Origin of the sequence: Stenotrophomonas koreensis, assembly GCF_001431525.1 — a bacterium.
GTDB lineage: Bacteria > Pseudomonadota > Gammaproteobacteria > Xanthomonadales > Xanthomonadaceae > Stenotrophomonas > Stenotrophomonas koreensis.
Window position 1 is genome coordinate 25,072 of sequence record NZ_LDJH01000015.1, and the last position, 21,189, is coordinate 46,260.

A 21,189-nucleotide genomic window follows, 5' to 3' on the forward strand; every position below is an offset into this window, starting at 1 on the left:
TGTTCATGTTTTCGGCACTACCTTGGAAACCACGCAGCAACCCTGCTGTGCCAGGAGATCGCCCCATGAAGCACTTGCTCGCCCCGGTTCTCTCGTTGTCCCTGTTGATGGCTGCGAGCGCTGCAGCCGCACCGCCTGCCGCGCCGCTCACTGCCCCGGCAGCCTCCGGCCAGCGCCAGGCGCAGGCCCCTACCGGCCAGGTTCATGCACCAGCGGCAGCGCAGGCCCAGCGTCCTGCGCTGGGTGAACGTCGGGCCCTGCACGGCCAGGCTGGGCCGCAGCACCATCGCCATGGCCCCGGCCATGCGCAGGAACATCGCCGCTACCACGGCCGGGGGGGCGCTGCGATGGCCGGCCCACGCGCCGGTGGGCCGGCTGGAATGCGGCATGGCCGCGAGCGCATCCGCCTGGGCGCACCGCTGGCCGAAAACCGCCAAGGCGTGGTGGTCAGCGAGCCGGGCAAGCACGGCCTGCGCAAGGCCCCGCGTGGGCAGGAATGGCGCAAGCTCGGCCAGCGCTATGTGCGCGTGACCAGCGGCAGCAATGTGGTCAACGAGATCGTGATCAACGGCCTGTGACCACCGCCGGTGCGTGATCCGCGCATCCGCCGGCACCGCAAAGGCCCTGCCGAAGCAGGGCCTTTGCTTTTCAGTCCGAAAGCAAGGGCGGATTTGCGCCGGCAATCAAAGGGCATGCTGATCCGGCGTTACGGTTCGCCGTGATCGGGCAGCATCAGCACCAGCGGCGCGCAGCCAGGTGCATCGCAGGCGAAATACCGTTGTTGGCCGGCCCGGGTCCAGCGGGCCGTGCCGGCTGCATTGATCCGGTACTGCCAGTGCTGGCCATCGGCCACCAGCTCGCCGGAAATTTCACACGGCAGATAATCAAAACCCTGGTGCTGCAGCTGCGGGTATTCGCTGGCCAGGCGGAAAAATTGCGCCACTTGGGCATGGCTGAGTTGCCATGCCTGGCAGGCAGGCGGGAACTGCCTGCCGCCAGATTCAGGGTTTTCCAGCAGCTGTGCCGGTGAGGTGCTCAGCACCTGCAGCGTGCGCCTGCCCTCAACGGCTGGGCCCGGATGGCTGCTGCATGCGCTCAGGCTCAGGCTGAGCAGCAGGGTTGTACAGGCCAGCGCCTTCGCCGGCGCTCCTGCAGGAAATGAGGTCAGGGGCATGAACATCGCGCTCGCCGGCTTCATGAGGGTGCGGCAGGGGGCATCCTCGGGTTGATCAACAGGTGCTGTGTCTGGAGAGCGGCTTCCCTGTGCCGGCGCGATGACGGCCGACCACCGCGATTCCATCACTACAGGCGCACGCAGGGCCTGCTCCAGCGTCAGCTTGTCCACGTGCTGGGCCAGCTGCTGTCTGAGGGAACCCGCTGTCGGATCGCTCATGGCATTGTTCCTGTGTCGGTGACGGAAGGCTGTTCCGTTGCCGACCCTCGGTGCCGAGGGCGGTCGGGTCAAGGCAGCCGCTGACGTTTTGCGGCTGCTGTCGCAGTTACCACGCTGGGTGGCGCGCTCCATGCCTGGCAGCCTGGTTTCACTCACAGGGCAGTAAATATGCTGCTGGGCCTGGTTCCGCGATTGCCGTGCTGACGCGCCTGCCCCCGTCGGCCGCTGTCTGCGCCGTCGTACACTGCCCAGCCCGCAGCGCTGCGCGTCTGCGGGCCCTTCATCTGCTGCCCGGCTCGTGCCATGTCGCTGAAAACCTTCCTTGCTGCCCGCAACATCGAGTTCTCGCTGCGCCGCTACGGTGTGGAGGCGCTCAACTACATGACCCTGGGCCTGTTCGGCTCGCTGGTGATCGGCCTGATCCTGAAGACCGTCGGCGGCTGGACCGGTATCGAGGCGCTGGTCGAGGCCGGAGCGATGGCCCAGCAGGCGATGGGCGCGGCCATCGGTGTGGCCGTGGCCTACGGCCTGCAGGGGCCGCCGATCGTGATCTTTGCCAGTGCTGCGATCGGCCTGCTGGGGGCCAAGCTGGGCGGGCCGGTCGGCTGTTTTGTTGCCGTCGCGCTGGCGACCGAGGCCAGCAAGCTGGTCAGCAAGACCACACCGCTGGATATCATCGTCACCCCGGCCACCGCGCTGGTGACCGGGTTTGCCGTGGCCCAGGGCCTGGCCCCGATCATCGGCAACGTGATGGAGGCCACCGGCCAGGCCATCCAGTGGGCGATGACCCTGCAGCCGCTGCTGATGAGCGTGGTGCTGGCGGTGGTGATGGGGATGATCCTGACCGGACCGACCTCCAGCGCCGCGCTGGCCATTTCATTGAACCTGGGCGGTCTGGCCGGTGGCGCGGCCACGGTCGGCTGTGCGGCGCAGATGGTTGGTTTTGCGGTGATGAGCTTCAAGGAGAACCGCACCGCCGGCCTGCTCAGCCAGGGCTTGGGCACCAGCATGCTGCAGCTGCCCAACATCGTGCGCAACCCGCGCATCTGGATCCCGCCGGTGCTGACCGCCGCCATCCTCGGCCCCATCGCCACGCTGGGCTTCGGCATGCAGAACGTGCCCACCGGCTCGGGCATGGGTACCAGTGGTTTTGTCGGCCAGGTCGGCACCCTGGCGGCGATGGGCAACGGGCTGGAGGTGTGGCTGAAGATCGGCCTGCTGCACTTCCTGCTGCCGGCGCTGCTGTGCCTGCTGATCGCTTGGCCGCTGCGCCGGATCGGCTGGATCAAGGACGGCGACCTGAAGGTCGATGCGAAAATCTGAGAGCGAGAAACGAGTGGAGAGGAGCTGAGGAGCAAGAAAAGAGTGGAGAGGAGTGAGTAGAGAGAGAAACCGGGCAGTGCGCTGCTGTTGCCGGCTGCTGTTTTCTCTCTCCTCACTCCTCTTCCCTCACTCCTCGCCCCTGGCCAGCCGATGCACTTGGACTGTCGCTGCCGAAGGGCGACGCTGGGAGCGAGAAACGAGAAGAGAGAAACGAGGGACGAGGAGAGAGAAACGAGTCAGTGTCGTGCTGCTCACCGCTGTTTCCTCTCTCTCCTCACTCCTCCTCCCTCACTCCTCGCCCTTGGCCAAGCGCTCTTCCTCGGCGGTGAAGGCCGAGTGGCTGCCGACCGGGGCGCCGTCCATGCCGGTGGCGAAGTACGCCACGCCGGTGCCGCTGGCCGGGTCGATCCACAGCCCCGAGCGCAGGCCGTAGGCATTGCCGGAGTGGCCGACGCGGGCAATGCCGTCGCCGAAGGGATCATCGCCGCAGTCCGGGTGGTCGGTGGCCAGGGTGATCGTGCCCTGGCCGTAGCGGCACATCGTCGCGCGTGGGACGCCCGGCGGTGGTTCGGGTTCGCCGTCTTCCCAGGTCTGGCCGTTGCCGGGCTGGTATACCCACTGCGGGGTGGTCAGGGCCGCCACCGAGGCCGGGCTGAGCACACGCACGCCGTCGATTTCACCGTCGCCGAGCAGCAGCCGGCCGATCCGGGCCAGGCTGCTGGCGCTGATCCGCAGCCCGCCCTGGGGCGAGAACGCACCACCGTTGCGGCCGGGCTGCCACAGCGCCAGGTCGCAGCTGCCATCGCGCGCGCGGCGCACGTTGCAGTCCGGCTTGCGGCCCTGGTTGTCGTCCACCACCGGCACGCGGTTTTCATCGTAGAGCACCACCGCGCGGGCCGCGGTTTGCTCATCACAGGTTTCCCAGCCATAGCAGGCGTCGATCCCGGCCGGTTGCAGCACCAGGCGCTGCATCAGCTCATCGAAACGCTCGCCGGTGACACGCTCCATCATCGAGGCAACCAGCGGTGAATTGAGGTTGGTGTAGCGGAACCAGGTGCCCGGGGCGCGGGTATCCCAGGCACGCGGATCGTCCAGGATCTGACGGATGTCGCCGTCCAGCGGGGTGGCCCAGTAACCGGCGTTGTCGGTCAGCCCGGAGCGGTGGGAGAGCATCAGGCGCAGCGTGATCGGGGTGTCGGGGAACTGCGGGTGGCGCAGTGGCGATCCCAGGTAGGTGGAGACATCGGTATCCAGATCCAGCTTGCCTTCCTCTACCAGGCGCAGCACGCCGATGGCCAGTACCAGCTTGGAGATCGAGGCGATGCGCACCGGGTCATCGATGCTGACCGCACGGCTGCGGGCGATATCGGCCAGCCCCTCGGCGCGGGAGGCAGTGATGCCGTCGCGGTCGAAGGCCACGCGCACGCTGGCAATCGGTTGGTGGGCCAGTGCCGGCAGCGCCAGCAGCAGGGTCGACAACACAACGGGCAGGGCAGGGCGCATCGGTATTCCAGGCAACAGGGAATACCCGTGATAGCCAGTGTCAGGACAATGGTCAAGGCACCGGGGTCATTTCCGACACCACCCTGCCGGGGTCTCTGGCCGACAGCGCGGCCGGTACGGATGGTGTGGGCAGGCGTGGCCACTGACGCTGGTCGCCTTGGCCATGAGCCGGAGCACCGGATGTCCGTTCGCCTGCCCAACAGCCTGTGTGATCCCGCCCACCCCCGGCACCGGCAGTGGTTCACGCTGCTGGGCCTGTTGCAGGCGCAGTGCAGTGGCCACCGCCCGCTGGGCGAGGAGGATTGCCGGCGTGCGGCGGCGCAGTTGCTGATGGAGGTGGTGCTGCGCCAGCTTGGCCAGGTGGAGCGCGTGCGCGTGGATGCTGGCGGCCACCTGCACGTGCGTTGCCAGCGCGGACAGTACCGGCGCTGGTTCTGGCTGGATGGCCGGCTGGCAACCGCCTACCGGGTAGAAGAAGTCACCACGGCACTGGATGAGGCCTGCCGGGCCTGGGCCATCGGCGTGGAATGACCGGCGCAGAGGGCAGGCCGATGCACCGGTTGCTGGCGACCAGCTGTGTCCCGGCGAAGATGGGGCAGTGACAGCCCGCCGCGCCATTGGGGTGCCATTGGTGATGGCCGCCGGCAGGCGCCGGTGGCTACCCCTCCCGCCGCGCCGGACGCGGCCGGCAAGGCCATCACCCGGGTCCATCCTGCACCTGCCGGGCATGGCTGCCACCAGCGATCGCCGAGGCTTACCTGGCCTTGTGCTGGAAGTGCCGCCGGTGGGCCCAGGCGTCCCATGCCCAAAGAACAAGGGCAATGCCCAGCCCCGGGAATACGGTCACGCTGCCCATGAACATGGCAAAGCTGGCGATCTGGTTGACGGAAACCGGTCTGCCGCGGCGTACGGCCAGCCGCAACAATGCAACCCGTTGCAGGATGCCGGCAATGACAATGCCGGCAAGCCAGTACAGCGCGCTGCGGTCAGCCAGTGCAATGGTGACGGCGGCACAGGACAGGCACAGCACGGGCAGGGCCAGCAGCCGCGGCAGTCGATGGCGGCTGCGGCTGGTCTCCGGCTGGGTCTGCCAGTCGAGCAGGGCGCGATAGGCGGTGATGATCGAGAACAGGCCGATACCCACCGCAACGCAGGCCAGCATGACCACGATTGCGTTGGCGGCGTTGAGTGCGTCAGTGCCGTGCAGCAACAGGGCACCGGCCGGCAGGCCGATGCACAGGCTGGCCAGCACCCAGCGGCACAGCAGATAACCCAGTTGCTCGCGTGTGCGAACGGTATGGCTGCGGTCCAGCCAGGCGACCGTCTGGGCATTCAACGGGGGGCGTGCCTGTGTGTCGGGGATATGTCGCAGCACATCCAGCAGGTAGCGGTAGCGGTTGGAATGGCTGGGTAGCAACAGCATCAGGAAGCGGCGCCACGCCGGTAGGGCGGTGGTCAGGTTGGCGACCATCGTGCGGACCTGCTTGCCGGTCAGTTCCTTGTGGTTGTCCTGCTGCCTGCGTGCGTACTGGTTGAACTCGTAGCGCAGGTTGGACTGCTGCGCCGGTTCCAGCAGCCACTGCTGCTGTGCCATCGCGGCCATCCACTGGATCTGCATCGGATCGATGCCGTTGACAACATCGTCCCAGCCCATGACATGGGCCAGTACATGCACATGCGCCTGCGGCAGGGCCGGCGGGTCGTTGTGCAGGCGGTGGTACAGGGCCTTGCCGATGGCCCAGTGGCTGTCCAGCGGCCACTGGCGCATCTGGTGGCGGATACGTCGGTAGAACCGATCATCGTCCAGGCCGTCGGACAGTGCCAGCAGCTGCTCCACCGCATCATCCGGGGTGGCCGGCAGGTTGTCTTCCAGCTCGCCGCAAACCTGAACCACCGATGTTTCTGGCTGCGCCACAACGGCCGCTGCGGGGATGGCTGGCGCGGCCGAGCCGTTCTCGGCCGCCGTGCTCAGCGTCGGTGGTGCTGCGCTGTCCTGGTCGTCGCCGCGCAGGCCATCCCGGCAGGTTGCCAATGCCTGCTGATACGCATGGTGCAGCTGCTGGAAGGCCAGGGCATCGTCATCCGGGCGGGTCAGTTTCAGCTGCCGGGCATACAGGCGCTTGATCCCGCGCAGGTCGCCCTGCGCTGCCAGCTGCGAAAACTCCTGCACTGGGCTCATCAGTTCTGCTCCAGCGCATCCAAGGCCTCTGCCAGTGCGGCGCTGGCCTTTTCCACCGCACGCAGGTCCTGGCTTTCGACGGTGGCGCGGAAGCTGACGATCCAGTCCTGGATCATCTCCCGGGCATGGATCTGCTCCTGGTACTGGCGCTCGGCGCGGGCGATCAACGCCCTGACCTGCTGCTGCTCACGCGGATGGATCTTCAACGCCGACAGTGCCTGGAGCCGCAGCTGCACCTGCTCCGGGTCCAGTGTGCCGGCGGTGTGCTGCAGGATCAGCTCGTGCTTCCTGCCGGTACGGTTCTCGGTGGCCTCCACCTGCAACAGGCCATCGACGTCATAGGTGAAACGCACGGTGACGTCCTTGTCGCCGTGGCCGGCGCTGAAGGGAACCTCCAGCTCGCCGAGCAGTATGTTGTTCTCCACCAACGGATGTTCCCCCTGGTAGACCCGGATGCGGATGAACTTCTGCTCAGGGTTTACCGGGTGGAAGACATCCTCGCGGCTGACCGGCACCACGCTGTTGCGCTGGATGATGGGATGGAACAGGCCGCCTTGCAGCTGGCCATTGATGCCCTGCCGGCTGACGTCGGTGCCCAGGCTGTACGGGCAGACGTCGGTCAGCACGATTTCCTCCAGGCTTTCGGCGCGTTGTTTCATGCCGGCGGCAATGGCCGCCCCCTGGGCGATGGCCTGGTCGGGGTGGATGTGCCGCAACGGCAGCCGGCCGAGCAGGCGGGTCACCATGCGGGTGACGATCGGCATCCGGCTGGCACCGCCCACCAGGATCACATCGGTCAGCGCCGCTGCCGGCATCCTGGCGTCGTTCAAGGCGCGCTGGATCGGTGCTGCCATGCGTTCGAGCAGTGGGTCGGACAGTTGCTGGAAGCGTTCGGCGGTGATCTCCCAGGGGCGCTGCCGGCCTTCAATGCACACCTCAATGGCCGCCGCATCGGCCTTGTCCAGCTCACGCTTGAGGCGCTCGAGCTGCCTGCGCAGCAACGCCAGTTCCTGTGCGGGCAGCCGCTGTCGGTCCAGCCGGTGTTCCTTGCAGAACGCCTTGACCAGCACTTCCAGGAAATCCTCACCACCCAGGAAATTGTCACCGGCACTGGCGTGGACCTCGATCACGCCGTCATACATTTCCAGCAGTGAGACATCGAAGGTGCCTCCGCCGAGGTCGAGCACCATGACCCGGCCCTCCTGGTCCTTGTCCTGCAGCCCATAGGCCAGCGCGGCAGCGGTGGGTTCGTTGATCAACCGCTGCACGCGGATGCCGGCCAGTTCGCCGGCGATGCGGGTGGACTTGCGTTGCGCATCGCTGAAATAGGCCGGCACGCTGATCACCGCCTCGTGCACCGGCTCGCCGAGCGCGGCCTGGGCATCGGCCAGCAACGAGCGCAGTACCAGCGCCGACAGTTCCTCGGCACGGAAGCTGCGTGCACCCAGCCGGATTTCCTGGCTGCTGCCCATCAGCCGCTTGAAATTGGCGCTGCTCAGCCCGGGGTGGGTCAACAGGCGGTCGCGTGCGGCGCTGCCAACCAGCACCTCCTCGCCGTCCAGGCTGATGGCCGATGGCGTCAGCAGCTGGCCGTGGGCATTGGGAAACAGGACGCTGCCCTGTGCGGTGTAGGCCCCGATCAGTGAATGGGTGGTACCAAGGTCAATGCCGACGATCATGGGCCAGGGCCGGAGGTGAGGAGGCCTGCGAGTATCCCGGTTTTGCAATAAAAACTGAACGGGCATTCAGCCACGCTTGCTGCCCCCTGCCTGACGGCGGTTGCTGGCCGGCCGGCACCCCATTAGCGTTGCAGGATTCTCTGTCGATGTCGGGGACACCCATGATCCGCAACACCCTTGCCCTCGCGCTGGCCCTGGGCCTGGCCACCGCCGCGCATGCCGATGAAGGCATGTGGATGCCCACCCAGCTGCCGGATCTGGCCGCGCAGATGAAGGCCGCCGGCTTTGAAGGTGACCCGGCCGGTCTGGCCGATGTCACCGCGCCGCCGCTCAGTGCGGTGGTCCGCGCTGGTGGCGGTACCGGTTCGTTCGTCTCGCCCGATGGCCTGCTGCTGACCAACCACCACGTCGCGATGGGCGTGATCCAGTACAACAGCTCGCCGGAAGACAACATCATCGACAACGGCTTCGTGGCCGCCGGGCGCCACGCCGAGCGGCCGGCCAACCCGGATTTCCGGGTGGTGGTCACCACCGCGTTCGACAAGGTCACCGACCAGGTGCTGGCCGCGGCCAAGGGCAAGACCGGGCGCGCCTACCATGACGCGATCGAGCAGGCCTCCAAGCAGATCGTTGCCGAGTGCGAGGCCGATGGCAGCGTGCGCTGCTCGGTGGCCAACATGTACTACGGCAGCGACTTCTACCGCATCGCCCAGGTCGAACTGCAGGACGTACGCCTGGTCTACGCCCCGCCGCGTGCGATCGGCAACTACGGCGATGAGATCGACAACTTCATGTGGCCGCGCCATACCGGCGATTTCACCCTGCTGCGCGCCTATGTCGGCCCGGACGGCAAGCCAGCGCCGTACAGCGAGCACAACGTGCCCTACCGCAACCCGGCCTTCCTGCGCCTGTCGTCCGAAGGCCCGAAGGAAGGCGATTACGCCATGCTTGCCGGTTACCCGGGCACCACCTTCCGCCACCGCAGCGCGGCCGAGTTCGCTTCGCAGATCGACCAGGTGCTGCCGCGCCGGGTGGCGCTGTTCCAGCAGATGATCGACACCATCGCCGCGGCCAGTGCCGGTGATGCCGTGGCCACCCAGCGCTATGCCTCGCAGCTGCAGGGGCTGAAGAACAACCGCAAGCGCGCCGCCGGCGAACTGGAAGGCCTGCTGCGCAGTGATGCCAAGGCGCAGCGTGCGGCCGACGAGGCGGCGATGCTGGCCGTGACCCCGCGCGCGCAGCGCCGGCAGATCGACGCGCTGTTTGCCCAGCTCAGCGCTGGCGCGCAGGTCGGCGAGCGTGACCTGCTGCTGCAGCAGGTCACTGGCGCCACCCAGCTGCTGCGTTCGGCATTGCTGCTGGAGCGCCTGCGCATCGAGGCGGCCAAGCCCGATGCGCTGCGCGAGACCGGCTACCAGGCGCGTGACCTGGCCATCCTGGAAGGCACCCTGAAGCAGGTCCAGCGGCGCTTCGATCCGAAGGTTGAAAAAGCCCTGCTGGCCCATGTGCTGGGCCGTTACCAGCAGCTGCCCGATGCCCAGCGCGTGGCCGAGTTCGATGCCGCCTTCGGCCGTACCCCGGCCGAGCTGGCAGCCAAGCTGGACGCGCTGTATGCAGGCACCACGCTGGGCGATGAGGCAAACCGCCTGGCCCAGTTCGAACGCGCCAAGGCCGGCCAGCCGCTGGGCGAGGATCCGCTGCTGGCACTGGCCGCGCCGCTGGTGCAGGCACAGCTGCGCCTGGAGCACGAGGCCAAGACCCGCGAGGGCGAGTCGCTGCGGCTGCGCCCGGCCTACATGCAGGCGCTGTTTGCCTGGCGCAACAGCCAGGGTCGCGCGCTGTACCCGGATGCCAACCGCACCCTGCGCATCAGCTATGGCAAGGTCGAGTCGATCAACCCGCGCGATGCAGTGACCTGGAGCCCGGTGACCACCGTGGCCGGCATCGTGGAAAAGAACACCAATGCCTATCCGTTCGATGCGCCCAAGCCGCTGCTGGAGGCCATCGCCAAGGGGGACTGGGGCAACACCGCCGACCCGGCACTGGGCACGCAGACGGTGAACTTCCTGACCAACCTGGACACCACCGGCGGCAACTCCGGCTCACCGGTGCTCAATGCGCGTGGCGAGCTGATCGGGCTGAACTTCGATTCCAACTGGGAGTCGGTCAGTGCCAGCTGGTGGTTCGACCCGCGCTACAAGCGTGCGGTGCATGTGGACATGCGCTACATGCGCTGGCTGATGGACAAGGTCTACCCGGCCCATGACCTGCTGGCCGAAATGGGCGTACCGGTGCGGTAAGCGTCGAAAAACCGGCAGCCATCCGCGCACGCAACGCCGCCCTGACCGGGCGGCGTTGTTTTTTGCACCACGACGCCGGCAGGGCACCACCACCAGCGCGCTGCCCGGGCCGGTCCTGGCGCAGTGACATCGGTGCGATGACCTCCAACACGGCGGGCAGGCGGGCCGTGCCTGTCAGCGGGTGTCCCAGGCCAGCCGTTGCGGGTGTGCCACCCGGGGCGGTCAGCCCGTCAGGCGTTGCTGCCGGTTGCCCACGGTGACAGCGTCCTGGCAGCACCCCTGCACCACTGCCGGCCTGACCGGCTTGCGGCAATGGCCGCCCGGTTTTGTTGCGGGTCGGCTCGATACCGCGCTGCGCCTGCCATGAGTGGGTTCCGCATCGTGGCTGCGCACCTGCGAGCGGGGTGGATCCGGGGGTACACTGCGGCGCTTGCCTGGGGGATCGTCGGAGAGTTGCGCGGTGTCTAGCTGGATCCTGTTGCTGGTATCGCTGGCGTATGCGGCGCTGTTGTTCGGCGTGGCCTGGCTGGGCGACCGCCACCCGATGTACCCCAACCGGCCGTGGCTGCGGCCGGTGATCTACTCGCTGGCGCTGGCGGTGTACTGCTCGTCGTGGACCTTCTACGGCGCGGTCGGCACGGCGGTGCGAGATGGCCTGGGTTACCTGCCGATCTACCTGGGCCCGGTGCTGCTGATGCTGCTGGGTTGGCGCGTGCTCGAGCGCCTGGTGCATGTGGCGCGGCGCCAGAACATGGTCTCCATCGCCGACTTCATCGCCTCGCGCTACGGCCACTCGCGCCGGCTCGGCGCGCTGGTGGCGCTGATCGCGCTGATCGGGGTCATCCCGTATCTGGCCCTGCAGTACAAGGCGGTGGCGATGAGCCTGCAGGTGCTCTCGCCCGGGCTGGTGGCCGACCCCGGCTTCTGGCAGGACCCGGCGCTGTACGTGGCGCTGATGATGGCCGTGTTCGCGATCCTGTTCGGTGCGCGCCGGGTCGATGCCACCGAGCGCCACCACGGCATGATGCTGGCCATCGCGCTGGAGTCGGTGGTCAAGCTGGTGGCCATCGGCGCGGTCGGTGTGTTTGCCTGGCGGCTGCTGGGCAGCAGCGGCAGCGCGCCACTGGCGGCGGTCAGCCAGCTGTTCACCCCGAGCACGATGCCCGGCGGCTTCATCGCCCAGACCGTGCTCAGCTTCCTGGCCATGCTCTGCCTGCCGCGCCAGTTCCATGTGGCGGTGGTCGAATGCGGCGATGTGGCCGACGTGCGCCGGGCACGCTGGCTGTTCAGTGCCTACCTGCTGGTGATCTCGCTGGCCGTGCTGCCCATTGCCACCGCCGGGGTGCGCCTGCTCGGCGCCGATGGCAGCACCGCCGATTCGCTGGTGCTGGCGCTGCCGCTGGCCAATGGCCACCAGGTGCTGGCGCTGGTGTCCTACATCGGCGGTTTCTCGGCGGCCACCGGCATGGTGGTGGTGTCCTCGATCGCGCTGGCCACGATGATCTCCAACGACCTGATCATGCCGCTGCTGCTGCGCCGTGATGGCGATGCGCACGAGGCGGCGATCCGTGCGGCGCGGGTGCTGTGGATCCGCCGCCTGGCCATCCTCGGCCTGGGTCTGGCCGCCTATTCGTACTACCGGATCAGCCGCAACGATGCCAGCCTGGCCTCGTACGGGCTGATGGCCTTCGTGGCCGTGGCCCAGTTCGCCCCGGCGCTGATTGCCGGGCTGTACTGGCGCGGCACCAGCCGGCGCGGGGCCGAGCTGGGGGTGCTGGCCGGCTTCCTGGTCTGGACCTACACCCTGCTGCTGCCGACCATGGCCGACAGTGCCGGGCTGCGCCCGGCGTGGATGCTCGATGGCCCGGCCGGGCTGCCCTGGCTGCAGCCGCAGGCCCTGCTCGGGATCCAGGGCCTGGATCCGTTGACCCACGCCACGCTGTGGTCGCTGCTGCTCAACAGTGTGGTGTTGATCGGGGTGTCCTGGCGCTGGCCGCCGGGCATGGCCGAGCGCCTGCGTGCGGCGCCGTTCCTGGAGCCGGCCAGCCAGCCGCCCGCGGCCGCCACTGCCGGTGGCTGGTCCGGGCATGTCCAGGTGATGGACCTGCTGGCGCTGGCCGGGCGGGTGCTGGGTGACAGCCACGCCCGGGGGGCGTTTGACGAGCAGGCGCAACGGCTGCAATTGCCGGGGGGGCTGGCGGGGCAGGCTGACCGTGGCTGGGTGCAGTTCACCGAGCGCCTGCTCGCCGCCTCCATTGGCGCCACCTCGGCCCGCCTGCTGCTGACCAGCCTGCTGCGTGGCTCGGGCATGCGCGTGGACGAGGTGATGGCCGTGCTCGACGAGGCCGGCCAGGAGCTGCGCTTCAACCGCGAGATCCTGCATACCACGCTGGAAAACATCTCCGCCGGGGTCAGCGTGGTCGATGCACAGATGCGCCTGATCGCCTGGAACGGGCATTACCAGTCGATGTTCGGTTACCCCGATGGCATGTTGTATGTCGGCCGTCCGGTGGCCGACCTGATCCGCTACAACGCCGATCGTGGCGAGGTCGGTGGCAATGGCGATGTCGAGGAGCAGATCGCGCGCCGCATCAGCCATATGCGCGCCGGTACGGCGCATGTGTTTGAACGGGTGCGCAGCGATGGCCGGGTGTTCGAGATGCGTGGCCAGGCGCTGCAGGGCGGCGGCTATGTCACCAGTTACAACGACATCACCGAGTTCAAGCGGGTCGAGCGCGCGCTACTGGAAACCAATGAAACCCTGGAGCAGCGGGTGGCCGAGCGTTCACGCGCGGCCGAGCAGGCGCAGGCCTCGCGTACGCGCTTTCTGGCCGCCATCAGCCATGACGTGCTGCAGCCGCTCAATGCCGCGCGGCTGTTTGCTTCGGCACTGCGTGAGCACCCGGCCAACAACCCGGAGCAGCGGCATCTGGTCGAGCGCATCGATGCCTCGCTGCGTGGTGCCGAGGAACTGCTCGATGGCCTGCTGGATGTCTCGCGCCTGGACGGCGGTGGCCTGCAGCCCAAGTACAGTGTGTTTGATGCCCGCGTTCTGGTGGACGAGCTGGCCAGCCAGTACGCGCCGGTGGCGGCTGGGCGCGGGCTGAAGGTGCATGTGCATGGCCGCAGTGCCTGGGTCCATACCGATCGCCGGCTGCTGCGGCGGGTGCTGCAGAATTTCCTGGCCAACGCGCTGCGCTATACCCGCAGCGGGCGCATCGTGCTGGCGGTGCGCCAGCGCCAGGGCATGATCTGGCTGCAGGTCTGGGATACCGGCCCGGGCATTCCCGCTGCGCACATGCAGCAGATCTTCAACGAGTTCCATCGCTACCAGCAGTCCTTTGACTGGGGCGAGCAGGGGCTGGGCCTGGGGCTGTCGATCTGCCAGCGCATCGCCCGCCTGCTCGACCACCGGCTGGCCGCGCGCAGCCAGGTCGGTCATGGCTCGATGTTCGCCATCGGCCTGAGCCCGGTGGCGGCACCGGAAGCACGGCGGATGCCGCCGCCGGTCCCCAACGGCCTGCCTGCCGGTGAATCGCTGGCCGGGCTGCGCGTGCTGTGCGTGGACAACGACCATGAAATCCTCGATGGCATGCGCGCGCTGCTGGCGCGTTGGCAGGTCACGGTGATTGCCGCCAACACGGTGGACCAGGCGGTGGACTGCCTGGCGCAGAACCCGGATGTGATGCTGGTCGATTACCACCTGCATGACCGTCTGGATGGCCTGCAGACCCTGGACCTGCTGCGCCAGCGCAGCCCGCGGCCACTGCCCGGTGCGCTGCTCACCGCCGACGGCCGCGATGAACTGAAGAAGGCCGCCCGCGACCAGGGCTGGCGGATGCTGACCAAGCCGGTCAAGCCGGCCTCGCTACGTGCATTCCTGTCGGCGCAGGTGGCCGCGCGCCGCGGCGGCTGAGGCCATTCCACGGGCCAGTGGCGGTGGGGTTGCCTCCGTCGTCGCTGCCGGCTCAGCCCGCGAGCGGGGCGTGGCCGAGGTGTTCGTACAGGATGCCGGCACCGATCACGATCAGCACGATGCCGCCGAGCACTTCGGCGCGCTTGCCGGCCATCTCGCCCAGCTTGCTGCCCAGCAGCACACCGATGGTGACCATCACGAACGTGCACAGGCCGATCACCAGCGCAACGATGCCGATATGCACCTCCAGGAAGGCCAGGCCGACACCGATGGCCGCCGCATCGATGCTGGTGGCCAGGCCGGTCAGGGCCAGCAGCCAGAACGAGCGGGCATTGCCGTTGCCGGCGGCCGCTGCGTCCGGCTCCGCATCCTCCTTGCCCAGGCCGTTGGCGATCATGTGCAGGCCCAGGCCGAGCAGCAGCGCAAACGCGATCCAGTGGTCCCAGGCCTGCACGTACACCGCCGCCGCCTTGCCCAGCAGCCAGCCCAGGATCGGCGTGATGGCCTCGATGACACCAAAGATCAGCCCGGTACGCAGGGCATCGGACAGCCGTGGGCGGCCCATCGCCACCCCCTTGCCGATCGCCGCGGCAAAGGCATCGGTGGACATGGCAAGGCCAATCAGCAGGATCGAAAACGGGGACATGGCTACTCGGCGGTCGGGCGGGGCGAAAACGGCGCACGCACGCGCCCAACCGATGTTGTGCACGCACGCCGCTGGTCTCGCCTACCGGACTGGTTGCCCACACCATGGCGCACTGGCCAAGCATGTTGATGTGGGCTGCTTCCAGGAGCTGGAAGCCGGCTACTCCCCAAGGGGTGCGCGGATTCTAGCAGAGCGGCGGGCAGGAGCGAGGAACGAGTGGGTAGTAACGAGGAACGAGTTGCGAGGAAAGAGAAACGAGTAAAAGCAGTGGCGGCCGGTTCTTCCACTCGTTGCTCGTTTCTCTTCACTCGTTTCTGTTTCCCGCCCCTTCAGTATTCCTCGGCCGGCAGCACGATGCCTTCGCCGTCGGTAGTCAAGAGCGAGGAACGAGGGCAGAGAAGTGAGGAGTGAGAGGGGCTGGTGACGCTTTTACTCGTTTCTCACTCCTCTTCCCTCGCTTTTCGCTTGATCCCGCCATCGATGGGCAGGAGCGAGCTGGGGTAGGGGTCAGGAACGCGTTGGCAGGAGCGAGGAACGAGGGCAGAGAAGTGAGAAGTGAGAGGGGCTGGTGGCGCTTTTGCTCGTTCCTCACTCCTCTGCCCTCGTTTCTGCTTCCCGCCCCTCAGTCTTCCTCGGCCGGCAGCACGATGCCCTCGCCGTCGATGGCCAGCTTGCCGGCCATCAGTACCGCCTGGGTGCGGTTGGTGGCGCCGAGCTTGCGCAGGATCGCAGTGACATGGGCCTTGATCGTGGCCTCGGAGACATTCAGCTCCCAGGCGATCTGCTTGTTGAGCAGGCCCGAGCCGAGCATCTGCAGCACCCGGAACTGCTGCGGGGTCAGTTCGCGCAGGCGCACGCCGATCTCGCGTTCGACCGCATCGGTGGGCGGTTCGTTGAGCGCGGCTTCCGGCAGCCAGTGCTCGCCATCCAGTACTGCGGCCAGGGCCTGGCCGATGGTATTGGAATCGGCCGACTTGGGAATGAAGCCGACCGCGCCATGGTCAACCGCACGCCGCATCACGCTGGGTTCCTCGCGTGCGGAGACCACCACCACCGGCAGCTGTGGGTGCAGCGCGCGCAGGTGCACCAGCGCATTGAAGCCCTGGGCGCCGGGCATGTTCAGGTCCATCAGCACCAGGTCGGCATCGCTGTGGGCATCGGTCAGGGCATACAGCGCCTGCACGCTGTCGGCCTCGAACAGCTGCACGCCCGGCATTATCCGCTGCACGGCCCCGCGCAGGGCTTCACGGAACAGGGGATGGTCATCGGCGATCAGGAGCGTGGGCATGGCGGGGCGTGGAACCAGAAAAGAGGGGAGGGGGAGGAGCGAGGAACGAGGAACGAGGAGCGAGAAACGAGTAACGAGTAACGAGTGGAGAGGAGTGAGTGGATAGCGGGAAACGAGTGAAGAGAAACGAGCAACGAGTGGAAGAATCGGCAGCCGTTGCTTTTACTCGTTCCTCTTTCCTATCCACTCGTTCCTGTCTTGCCTGGCTTGCCGCGGTGAGGAGCGAGGAGCGAGGGCAGAGGAGAGAGAAACGAGAGGGAGGGCAGGAGGCTGTGGCATCTACTCGTTCCTCTTTCCTCTCAACTCGTTCCTGTCTTGCCGCAGCTTTGGTGAGGGGCGGGAGGAAAAGCCGGCCGCTGCTGCATTTGCCTTTTCTCTCTTCTCACTCCTCTTACCTCTTTCCTCGCCTCAACGTACCTTGCGCTCGTCGACCAGCGAGGACACCACCGAAGGGTCGGCCAGGGTGGAGGTATCGCCGAGCTGATCCGGGGCATTTTCGGCGATCTTGCGCAGGATGCGGCGCATGATCTTGCCCGAGCGGGTCTTGGGCAGGCCGGGGGCCCACTGCAGGTGGTCCGGGGCAGCAATCGGGCCGATTTCCTGGCGCACCCACACCACCAGCTCCTTGTGCAGTTCATCGCTGGCAACCTCGCCGGCAATCAGGGTGACATAGGCATAGATGCCCTGGCCCTTGATGTCATGCGGGAAGCCGACCACCGCCGCTTCGGCCACCTTCGGATGGCTGACCAGCGCGCTTTCGACCTCGGCGGTGCCGATGCGGTGGCCGGAGACGTTGATCACGTCATCGACGCGGCCGGTGATCCAGTAGTCGCCATCTTCATCGCGGCGGCAGCCGTCGCCGGTGAAATAGCTGCCCGGGTAGGTGCGGAAATAGGTGTCGATGAAACGCTGGTGATCGCCGTAGACGCTGCGCATCTGCCCCGGCCAGGAGTCGGTGATCACCAGGTTGCCTTCGCCGGCCCCCTCGATCACGTTGCCTTCGGTGTCCACCAGCGCCGGCTGCACGCCGAAGAACGGCTTGGTCGCCGCGCCGGGCTTGAGGTCCACCGCGCCGGGCAGCGGCGAGATCAGGATGCCGCCGGTCTCGGTCTGCCACCAGGTATCCACGATCGGGCAGCGGCCGTCGCCGACCACATCGTGATACCAGCGCCAGGCTTCCGGGTTGATCGGCTCGCCGACGCTGCCGAGCAGGCGCAGGCTGGCGCGCGAGGTGTGCTTGACCGGGGCATCGCCCTCGCGCATCAGTGCACGGATCGCCGTCGGCGCGGTGTAGAAGATCGTCACCTGGTGCTTGTCGATCACTTCCCAGAAGCGCGACACGCTGGGGTAGTTGGGCACGCCTTCGAACATCAGCGAGGTGGCGCCATTGGCCAGCGGGCCATAGACGATGTAGCTGTGCCCGGTGACCCAGCCGACATCGGCGGTGCACCAGTACACATCGTCCTCGCGCAGGTCGAAGATCGCCTCGTGGGTCAGGCTGGCATACAGCAGGTAGCCGGCGGTGGTGTGCAGCACGCCCTTGGGTTTGCCGGTGGAACCGGAGGTGTAGAGGATGAACAGCGGGTCCTCGGCATTCATCCGCTCCGGCTCGCACTGTGCCGGCTGGCTGTCGACCACGTCGTGGTACCAGCGGTCACGCGGGGCCTGCATCGCCACTGCACCACCGGTATGGCGCACCACCAGCACGGTCTCCACGCTGTTGGTGCCGGGCAGCTTCAGCGCGGCATCGACATTGGCCTTCAGCGGCACCTTCTTGCCACCGCGCAGGCCTTCATCGGCGGTGATGATCAGCTTGGCGCCGCTGTCGGCAACCCGGTCGGCAATCGAGTTGGGGGCAAAGCCACCAAACACCACGGTGTGCACCGCGCCGATGCGGGTGCAGGCCAGCATCGCCACCGCGGCCTCGACGATCATCGGCAGGTAGATGGTGACCCGGTCGCCCTTGCGCACGCCCAGGTTGCGCAGTGCATTGGCCAGCTTGCACACCTTCTCGTGCAGCTGGCGATAGGTGACGTGCTCGGCGGGAGTGTCCGGGCTGTCGGGTTCGAACAGCAGCGCGGTCTTGTCGCCGCGCTTTTCCAGCTGGCGGTCCAGACAGTTGACCGAGACATTCAGCACGCCGTCCTCGAACCACTTGATCCGGAAGCCCTCCAGCGCGTAGCTGGTGTCCTTGATCCGGGTGGGCTTGACGAACCAGTCCAGGCGCTCGGCCTGGCGCGCCCAGAAGCCTTCCGGGTCGCTGATCGATTCGGCGTACAGCCGTTGGTAGGTGGCCTTGTCGTAACGCGCCTTGGCGGCGAATTGCGGATCGACCGGATAGATGTCTGCCATGGCACCCCTCACCTTGCTATGACTCATTGATTGACAGCTGCCCCACGCAGTTGCCTCTTGCAGCCAGTGTGCCGCAGCAGGCACGGGCCGGCGGCAGCAATAACACTAGACAATGGTCGAATCAGCCATATTCAGCCATTTATGTCTAGCCGTTTGGGCGTATCCTGCCGCGGCGCATCAGTTTGTCTATGCGTTTGTGGACGGGGCCACTGTGGTTTCCCGCAGTCCGTTGCCCCCCGCCGAGGTCCCCCACCGACGTGATCAACCCCCGCCACTAGCGGCTTGCCGCCCCTCATTCCGGCTTTGCCGGCCTGAACAACACCCGGTCACTGGCCGGGTGCGGACCCTTGCACGCTGTTTTCGTGCCACCGACGCGCTTTTTGCGGCGGTGCTGATCCTGACGGAGTGTTTCATGACAACCCCCGCTGCCTCCCACCCGGAGGCAATTGCAGCAAACCCGCTGTACCAGCAGCTGCGGCGCCGCCGCAACCGGCTGGCCGGCCTGCTCACTCTGGTGATGCTGGTCAGCTACTTCGGCTTCATCGGGCTGGTGGCCTTCAACAAGGAACTGCTGGCCACCCCGCTGATCGAAGGGCAGGCCACCACCATCGGCTTTGCCGTGGCCCTGGTGCTGATGCTGCTGAGCCTGGCCACCACCGCCTGGTACGTGCGCGTGGCCAATACCCGGTTCGATGCGATGACCCGTCAGATCGTGGGGGAAGGCAAGTAATGCGCAACTCATTCCGTGTTCTTGCCGCGCTGGGCCTGCTCGGTTTCAGCGGCCTGGCCCTGGCAGCCGGTGGTGATTTCGGCCAGACCGAGCGCCAGCCGACCAACTGGACGGCGATCATCATGTTCGCCACCTTCGTGCTGGCCACCCTGGGCATCACCAAGTGGGCCGCCGGGCGGACCCGTTCGGCCAGCGACTTCTACACCGGCGGTGGCGGCATCTCCGGCTTCCAGAACGGCCTGGCGATCGCCGGTGACTTCATGTCCGCCGCGTCCTTCCTGGGCATCACCGCGATGGTGATGCTGGCCGGTTTCGATGGCCTGATCTATGCCATCGGCTTCATTGTCGGCTGGCCGATCCTGACCTTCCTGCTGGCCGAGCGCGTGCGCAACCTGGGCCGCTTCACCTTCTCCGACGTGGTCGGTTACCGCTTTGCCTCCACCCCGATCCGTGGCTTTGCGGCCACCAGCTCGCTGGTGGTGGTGGCCTTCTACCTGATCGCGCAGATGGTCGGTGCCGGTGCGCTGATCCAGCTGCTGTTCGGCCTGGAGTACTGGGTCGCGGTGGTGATGGTCGGCATCCTGATGATGGTCTACGTGCTGTTCGGCGGCATGACCGCCACCACCTGGGTGCAGATCATCAAGGCCACCCTGCTGCTGTTCGGCGTCACCTTCATGGCGGTGGCGGTGATGTGGCAGTACGACTTCAGCTTTGAAAAGCTGTTCTCCAGCGCGGTCCAGGTCAAGGCCCAGATCGCTGCCGACGGCGGCGCCAGCGCCGAACAGGCCGCGGCCATCGGCCAGGCCATCATGGGCCCGGGCGGTTTCCTCAAGGACCCGATCAGTGCGATCTCCTTCGGCATGGCGCTGATGTTCGGTACCGCCGGCCTGCCGCACATCCTGATGCGCTTCTTCACCGTTCCCGATGCCAAGGAAGCGCGCAAGTCGGTGCTGTGGGCCACCACCTGGATCGGCTACTTCTACCTGCTGATCTTCATCATCGGCTTCGGTGCGATCACCCTGGTGCTGACCAATCCCGAGTACCTGGACCCGATCACCGGTGGCCTGCAGGGTGGCCAGAACATGGCCGCGGTGCTGGTCGGCCATTCGGTTGGCGGCAACGTGTTCATGGGCTTCATCTCGGCGGTGGCCTTTGCCACCATCCTGGCGGTGGTCGCCGGCCTGACCCTGTCCGGGGCCTCGGCGGTGTCGCATGACCTGTACTCCACCGTGCTGCACAAGGGCCACCCGCCGGGCGGTACCGAGCTGCGTGTCTCGCGCATCACCACCCTGGTGCTGGGCGTGCTGGCGGTACTGCTGGGCATTGCCTTCCAGAAGCAGAACGTGGCCTTCATGGTCTCGCTGGCCTTCGCGGTGGCCGCCTCTGCCAACTTCCCGGTGCTGATCATGTCGCTGCTGTGGAAGGACTGCACCACCCGTGGTGCGGTGGTCGGCGGCTTCCTGGGCTTGATCTCCTCGGTCGGCCTGACCCTGCTGTCGCCGTCGGTGTGGGAAGCCACCTTCGGCAATGCGGTGGGTACTGCGCCGTTCCCGTACACCAGCCCGGCGCTGTTCTCGATGACCCTGGCCTTCGTGACCATCTGGCTGTTTTCCATCACCGACCGTGGCGCCCGCGCCCGTGGCGAGCGGGATGCCTTCCTGGCCCAGCAGGTACGTGCCGAGACCGGCATGGGGGCCTCACAGGCCTCGGACCACTGATCTGACACTGTGAAGCACCGACAGGGGCCGGCATTGCCGGCCCCTGTCGTTTGGGCCGGCGGGGTTTCGACCAATGGCTAATGGTGTGTGGTAGCGGCAAGCGTGCAGTCTGCACCTGTCGATTTTCTCTAGTCATATTCATAATTTGTTACGGAGAGTCCC

14 protein-coding genes and 1 riboswitch are annotated in these 21,189 nt (G+C 67.0%); of the genes, 7 read left to right on the top strand and 7 right to left on the bottom strand.

The window, feature by feature from the left end:
• The first annotated feature begins 65 nt into the window (after positions 1–65).
• Positions 66–578 carry an RcnB family protein gene (locus tag ABB25_RS09690; protein ID WP_160319428.1) on the top strand — a complete coding sequence of 171 codons (513 nt, stop codon included), beginning with the start codon at positions 66–68 and terminating at the stop codon, positions 576–578.
• A gap of 128 nt (positions 579–706) precedes the next feature.
• Here the strand turns inward: ABB25_RS09690 and ABB25_RS14570 are convergent, their stop codons facing one another.
• Positions 707–1,525, bottom strand: coding sequence for a 2OG-Fe(II) oxygenase family protein (locus tag ABB25_RS14570; protein ID WP_152981160.1), 819 nt, complete (start codon positions 1,523–1,525; stop codon positions 707–709).
• A gap of 171 nt (positions 1,526–1,696) precedes the next feature.
• On the opposite strand from ABB25_RS14570, the gene ABB25_RS09700 reads away from it, so the two are divergent.
• A complete protein-coding gene (locus ABB25_RS09700; RefSeq protein ID WP_057666278.1) occupies positions 1,697–2,716 on the top strand; it encodes a PTS sugar transporter subunit IIC in 1,020 nt (339 codons plus the stop codon).
• Between the two features lie 288 nt (positions 2,717–3,004).
• Here the strand turns inward: ABB25_RS09700 and ABB25_RS09705 are convergent, their stop codons facing one another.
• Positions 3,005–4,219 carry a serine hydrolase domain-containing protein gene (locus ABB25_RS09705; protein ID WP_057666280.1) on the bottom strand — a complete coding sequence of 405 codons (1,215 nt, stop codon included), beginning with the start codon at positions 4,217–4,219 and terminating at the stop codon, positions 3,005–3,007.
• A gap of 180 nt (positions 4,220–4,399) precedes the next feature.
• Between ABB25_RS09705 and ABB25_RS09710 the strand changes: the two genes are divergently transcribed.
• Positions 4,400–4,750 (top strand): hypothetical protein, encoded by a 351-nt coding sequence (locus ABB25_RS09710; protein WP_152981162.1) that lies wholly within the window; start codon positions 4,400–4,402, stop codon positions 4,748–4,750.
• Positions 4,751–4,973: 223 nt separating this feature from the next.
• Here ABB25_RS09710 and ABB25_RS14855 read toward each other — a convergent pair whose 3' ends face one another.
• Both ABB25_RS14855 and ABB25_RS09720 read right to left on the bottom strand, forming a co-directional pair.
• Positions 4,974–6,398, bottom strand: coding sequence for a hypothetical protein (locus tag ABB25_RS14855; RefSeq protein WP_057666284.1), 1,425 nt, complete (start codon positions 6,396–6,398; stop codon positions 4,974–4,976).
• Positions 6,398–8,077, bottom strand: a complete 1,680-nt coding sequence (locus ABB25_RS09720) for a molecular chaperone HscC (protein ID WP_057666286.1) — start codon at positions 8,075–8,077, stop codon at positions 6,398–6,400. Before ABB25_RS09720 ends, ABB25_RS14855 begins: the two co-directional genes overlap by 1 nt.
• Positions 8,078–8,223: 146 nt before the next feature.
• Between ABB25_RS09720 and ABB25_RS09725 the strand changes: the two genes are divergently transcribed.
• Complete coding sequence (locus ABB25_RS09725; RefSeq protein WP_083488231.1) at positions 8,224–10,377, top strand: S46 family peptidase; 2,154 nt, start codon at positions 8,224–8,226, stop codon at positions 10,375–10,377.
• A 460-nt stretch (positions 10,378–10,837) separates the two neighbouring features.
• Complete coding sequence (locus ABB25_RS09730; RefSeq protein ID WP_057666290.1) at positions 10,838–14,293, top strand: hybrid sensor histidine kinase/response regulator; 3,456 nt, start codon at positions 10,838–10,840, stop codon at positions 14,291–14,293.
• A 52-nt stretch (positions 14,294–14,345) separates the two neighbouring features.
• Here the strand turns inward: ABB25_RS09730 and ABB25_RS09735 are convergent, their stop codons facing one another.
• From ABB25_RS09735 to acs, 3 genes are all read right to left on the bottom strand, one after another.
• A complete protein-coding gene (locus tag ABB25_RS09735; protein WP_057666292.1) occupies positions 14,346–14,939 on the bottom strand; it encodes a manganese efflux pump MntP in 594 nt (197 codons plus the stop codon).
• 11 nt (positions 14,940–14,950) lie between these two features.
• Positions 14,951–15,113, bottom strand: a riboswitch (yybP-ykoY riboswitch).
• A 448-nt stretch (positions 15,114–15,561) separates the two neighbouring features.
• Complete coding sequence (locus ABB25_RS09740) at positions 15,562–16,227, bottom strand: response regulator transcription factor (RefSeq protein ID WP_057666293.1); 666 nt, start codon at positions 16,225–16,227, stop codon at positions 15,562–15,564.
• A 408-nt stretch (positions 16,228–16,635) separates the two neighbouring features.
• Positions 16,636–18,579 carry an acetate--CoA ligase gene (gene acs / locus ABB25_RS09745; RefSeq protein ID WP_057666296.1) on the bottom strand — a complete coding sequence of 648 codons (1,944 nt, stop codon included), beginning with the start codon at positions 18,577–18,579 and terminating at the stop codon, positions 16,636–16,638.
• Between the two features lie 412 nt (positions 18,580–18,991).
• Here acs and ABB25_RS14765 point away from each other — a divergent pair, with 412 nt between their 5' ends.
• Positions 18,992–19,309: a DUF485 domain-containing protein gene (locus tag ABB25_RS14765; RefSeq protein ID WP_160319429.1), complete on the top strand. Its 318-nt coding sequence runs from the start codon at positions 18,992–18,994 to the stop codon at positions 19,307–19,309.
• Positions 19,309–21,027: a cation acetate symporter gene (locus ABB25_RS09755; RefSeq protein ID WP_057666299.1), complete on the top strand. Its 1,719-nt coding sequence runs from the start codon at positions 19,309–19,311 to the stop codon at positions 21,025–21,027. The genes ABB25_RS14765 and ABB25_RS09755 overlap by 1 nt, the downstream gene beginning before the upstream one ends.
• The last annotated feature ends 162 nt before the right edge of the window (positions 21,028–21,189 follow it).

What these genes read in the sequence shown, in the direction of transcription:
- ABB25_RS09690 (WP_160319428.1), top strand. Translation starts at nt 66, where the DNA reads ATGAAGCACTTGCTCGCCCCGGTTCTCTCGTTGTCCCTGTTGATGGCT.
- ABB25_RS14570 (WP_152981160.1), bottom strand. Translation starts at nt 1,525, where the DNA reads ATGGAGCGCGCCACCCAGCGTGGTAACTGCGACAGCAGCCGCAAAACG.
- ABB25_RS09700 (WP_057666278.1), top strand. Translation starts at nt 1,697, where the DNA reads ATGTCGCTGAAAACCTTCCTTGCTGCCCGCAACATCGAGTTCTCGCTG.
- ABB25_RS09705 (WP_057666280.1), bottom strand. Translation starts at nt 4,219, where the DNA reads ATGCGCCCTGCCCTGCCCGTTGTGTTGTCGACCCTGCTGCTGGCGCTG.
- ABB25_RS09710 (WP_152981162.1), top strand. Translation starts at nt 4,400, where the DNA reads ATGTCCGTTCGCCTGCCCAACAGCCTGTGTGATCCCGCCCACCCCCGG.
- ABB25_RS14855 (WP_057666284.1), bottom strand. Translation starts at nt 6,398, where the DNA reads ATGAGCCCAGTGCAGGAGTTTTCGCAGCTGGCAGCGCAGGGCGACCTG.
- ABB25_RS09720 (WP_057666286.1), bottom strand. Translation starts at nt 8,077, where the DNA reads ATGATCGTCGGCATTGACCTTGGTACCACCCATTCACTGATCGGGGCC.
- ABB25_RS09725 (WP_083488231.1), top strand. Translation starts at nt 8,224, where the DNA reads ATGTCGGGGACACCCATGATCCGCAACACCCTTGCCCTCGCGCTGGCC.
- ABB25_RS09735 (WP_057666292.1), bottom strand. Translation starts at nt 14,939, where the DNA reads ATGTCCCCGTTTTCGATCCTGCTGATTGGCCTTGCCATGTCCACCGAT.
- ABB25_RS09740 (WP_057666293.1), bottom strand. Translation starts at nt 16,227, where the DNA reads ATGCCCACGCTCCTGATCGCCGATGACCATCCCCTGTTCCGTGAAGCC.
- acs (WP_057666296.1), bottom strand. Translation starts at nt 18,579, where the DNA reads ATGGCAGACATCTATCCGGTCGATCCGCAATTCGCCGCCAAGGCGCGT.
- ABB25_RS14765 (WP_160319429.1), top strand. Translation starts at nt 18,992, where the DNA reads ATGACAACCCCCGCTGCCTCCCACCCGGAGGCAATTGCAGCAAACCCG.
- ABB25_RS09755 (WP_057666299.1), top strand. Translation starts at nt 19,309, where the DNA reads ATGCGCAACTCATTCCGTGTTCTTGCCGCGCTGGGCCTGCTCGGTTTC.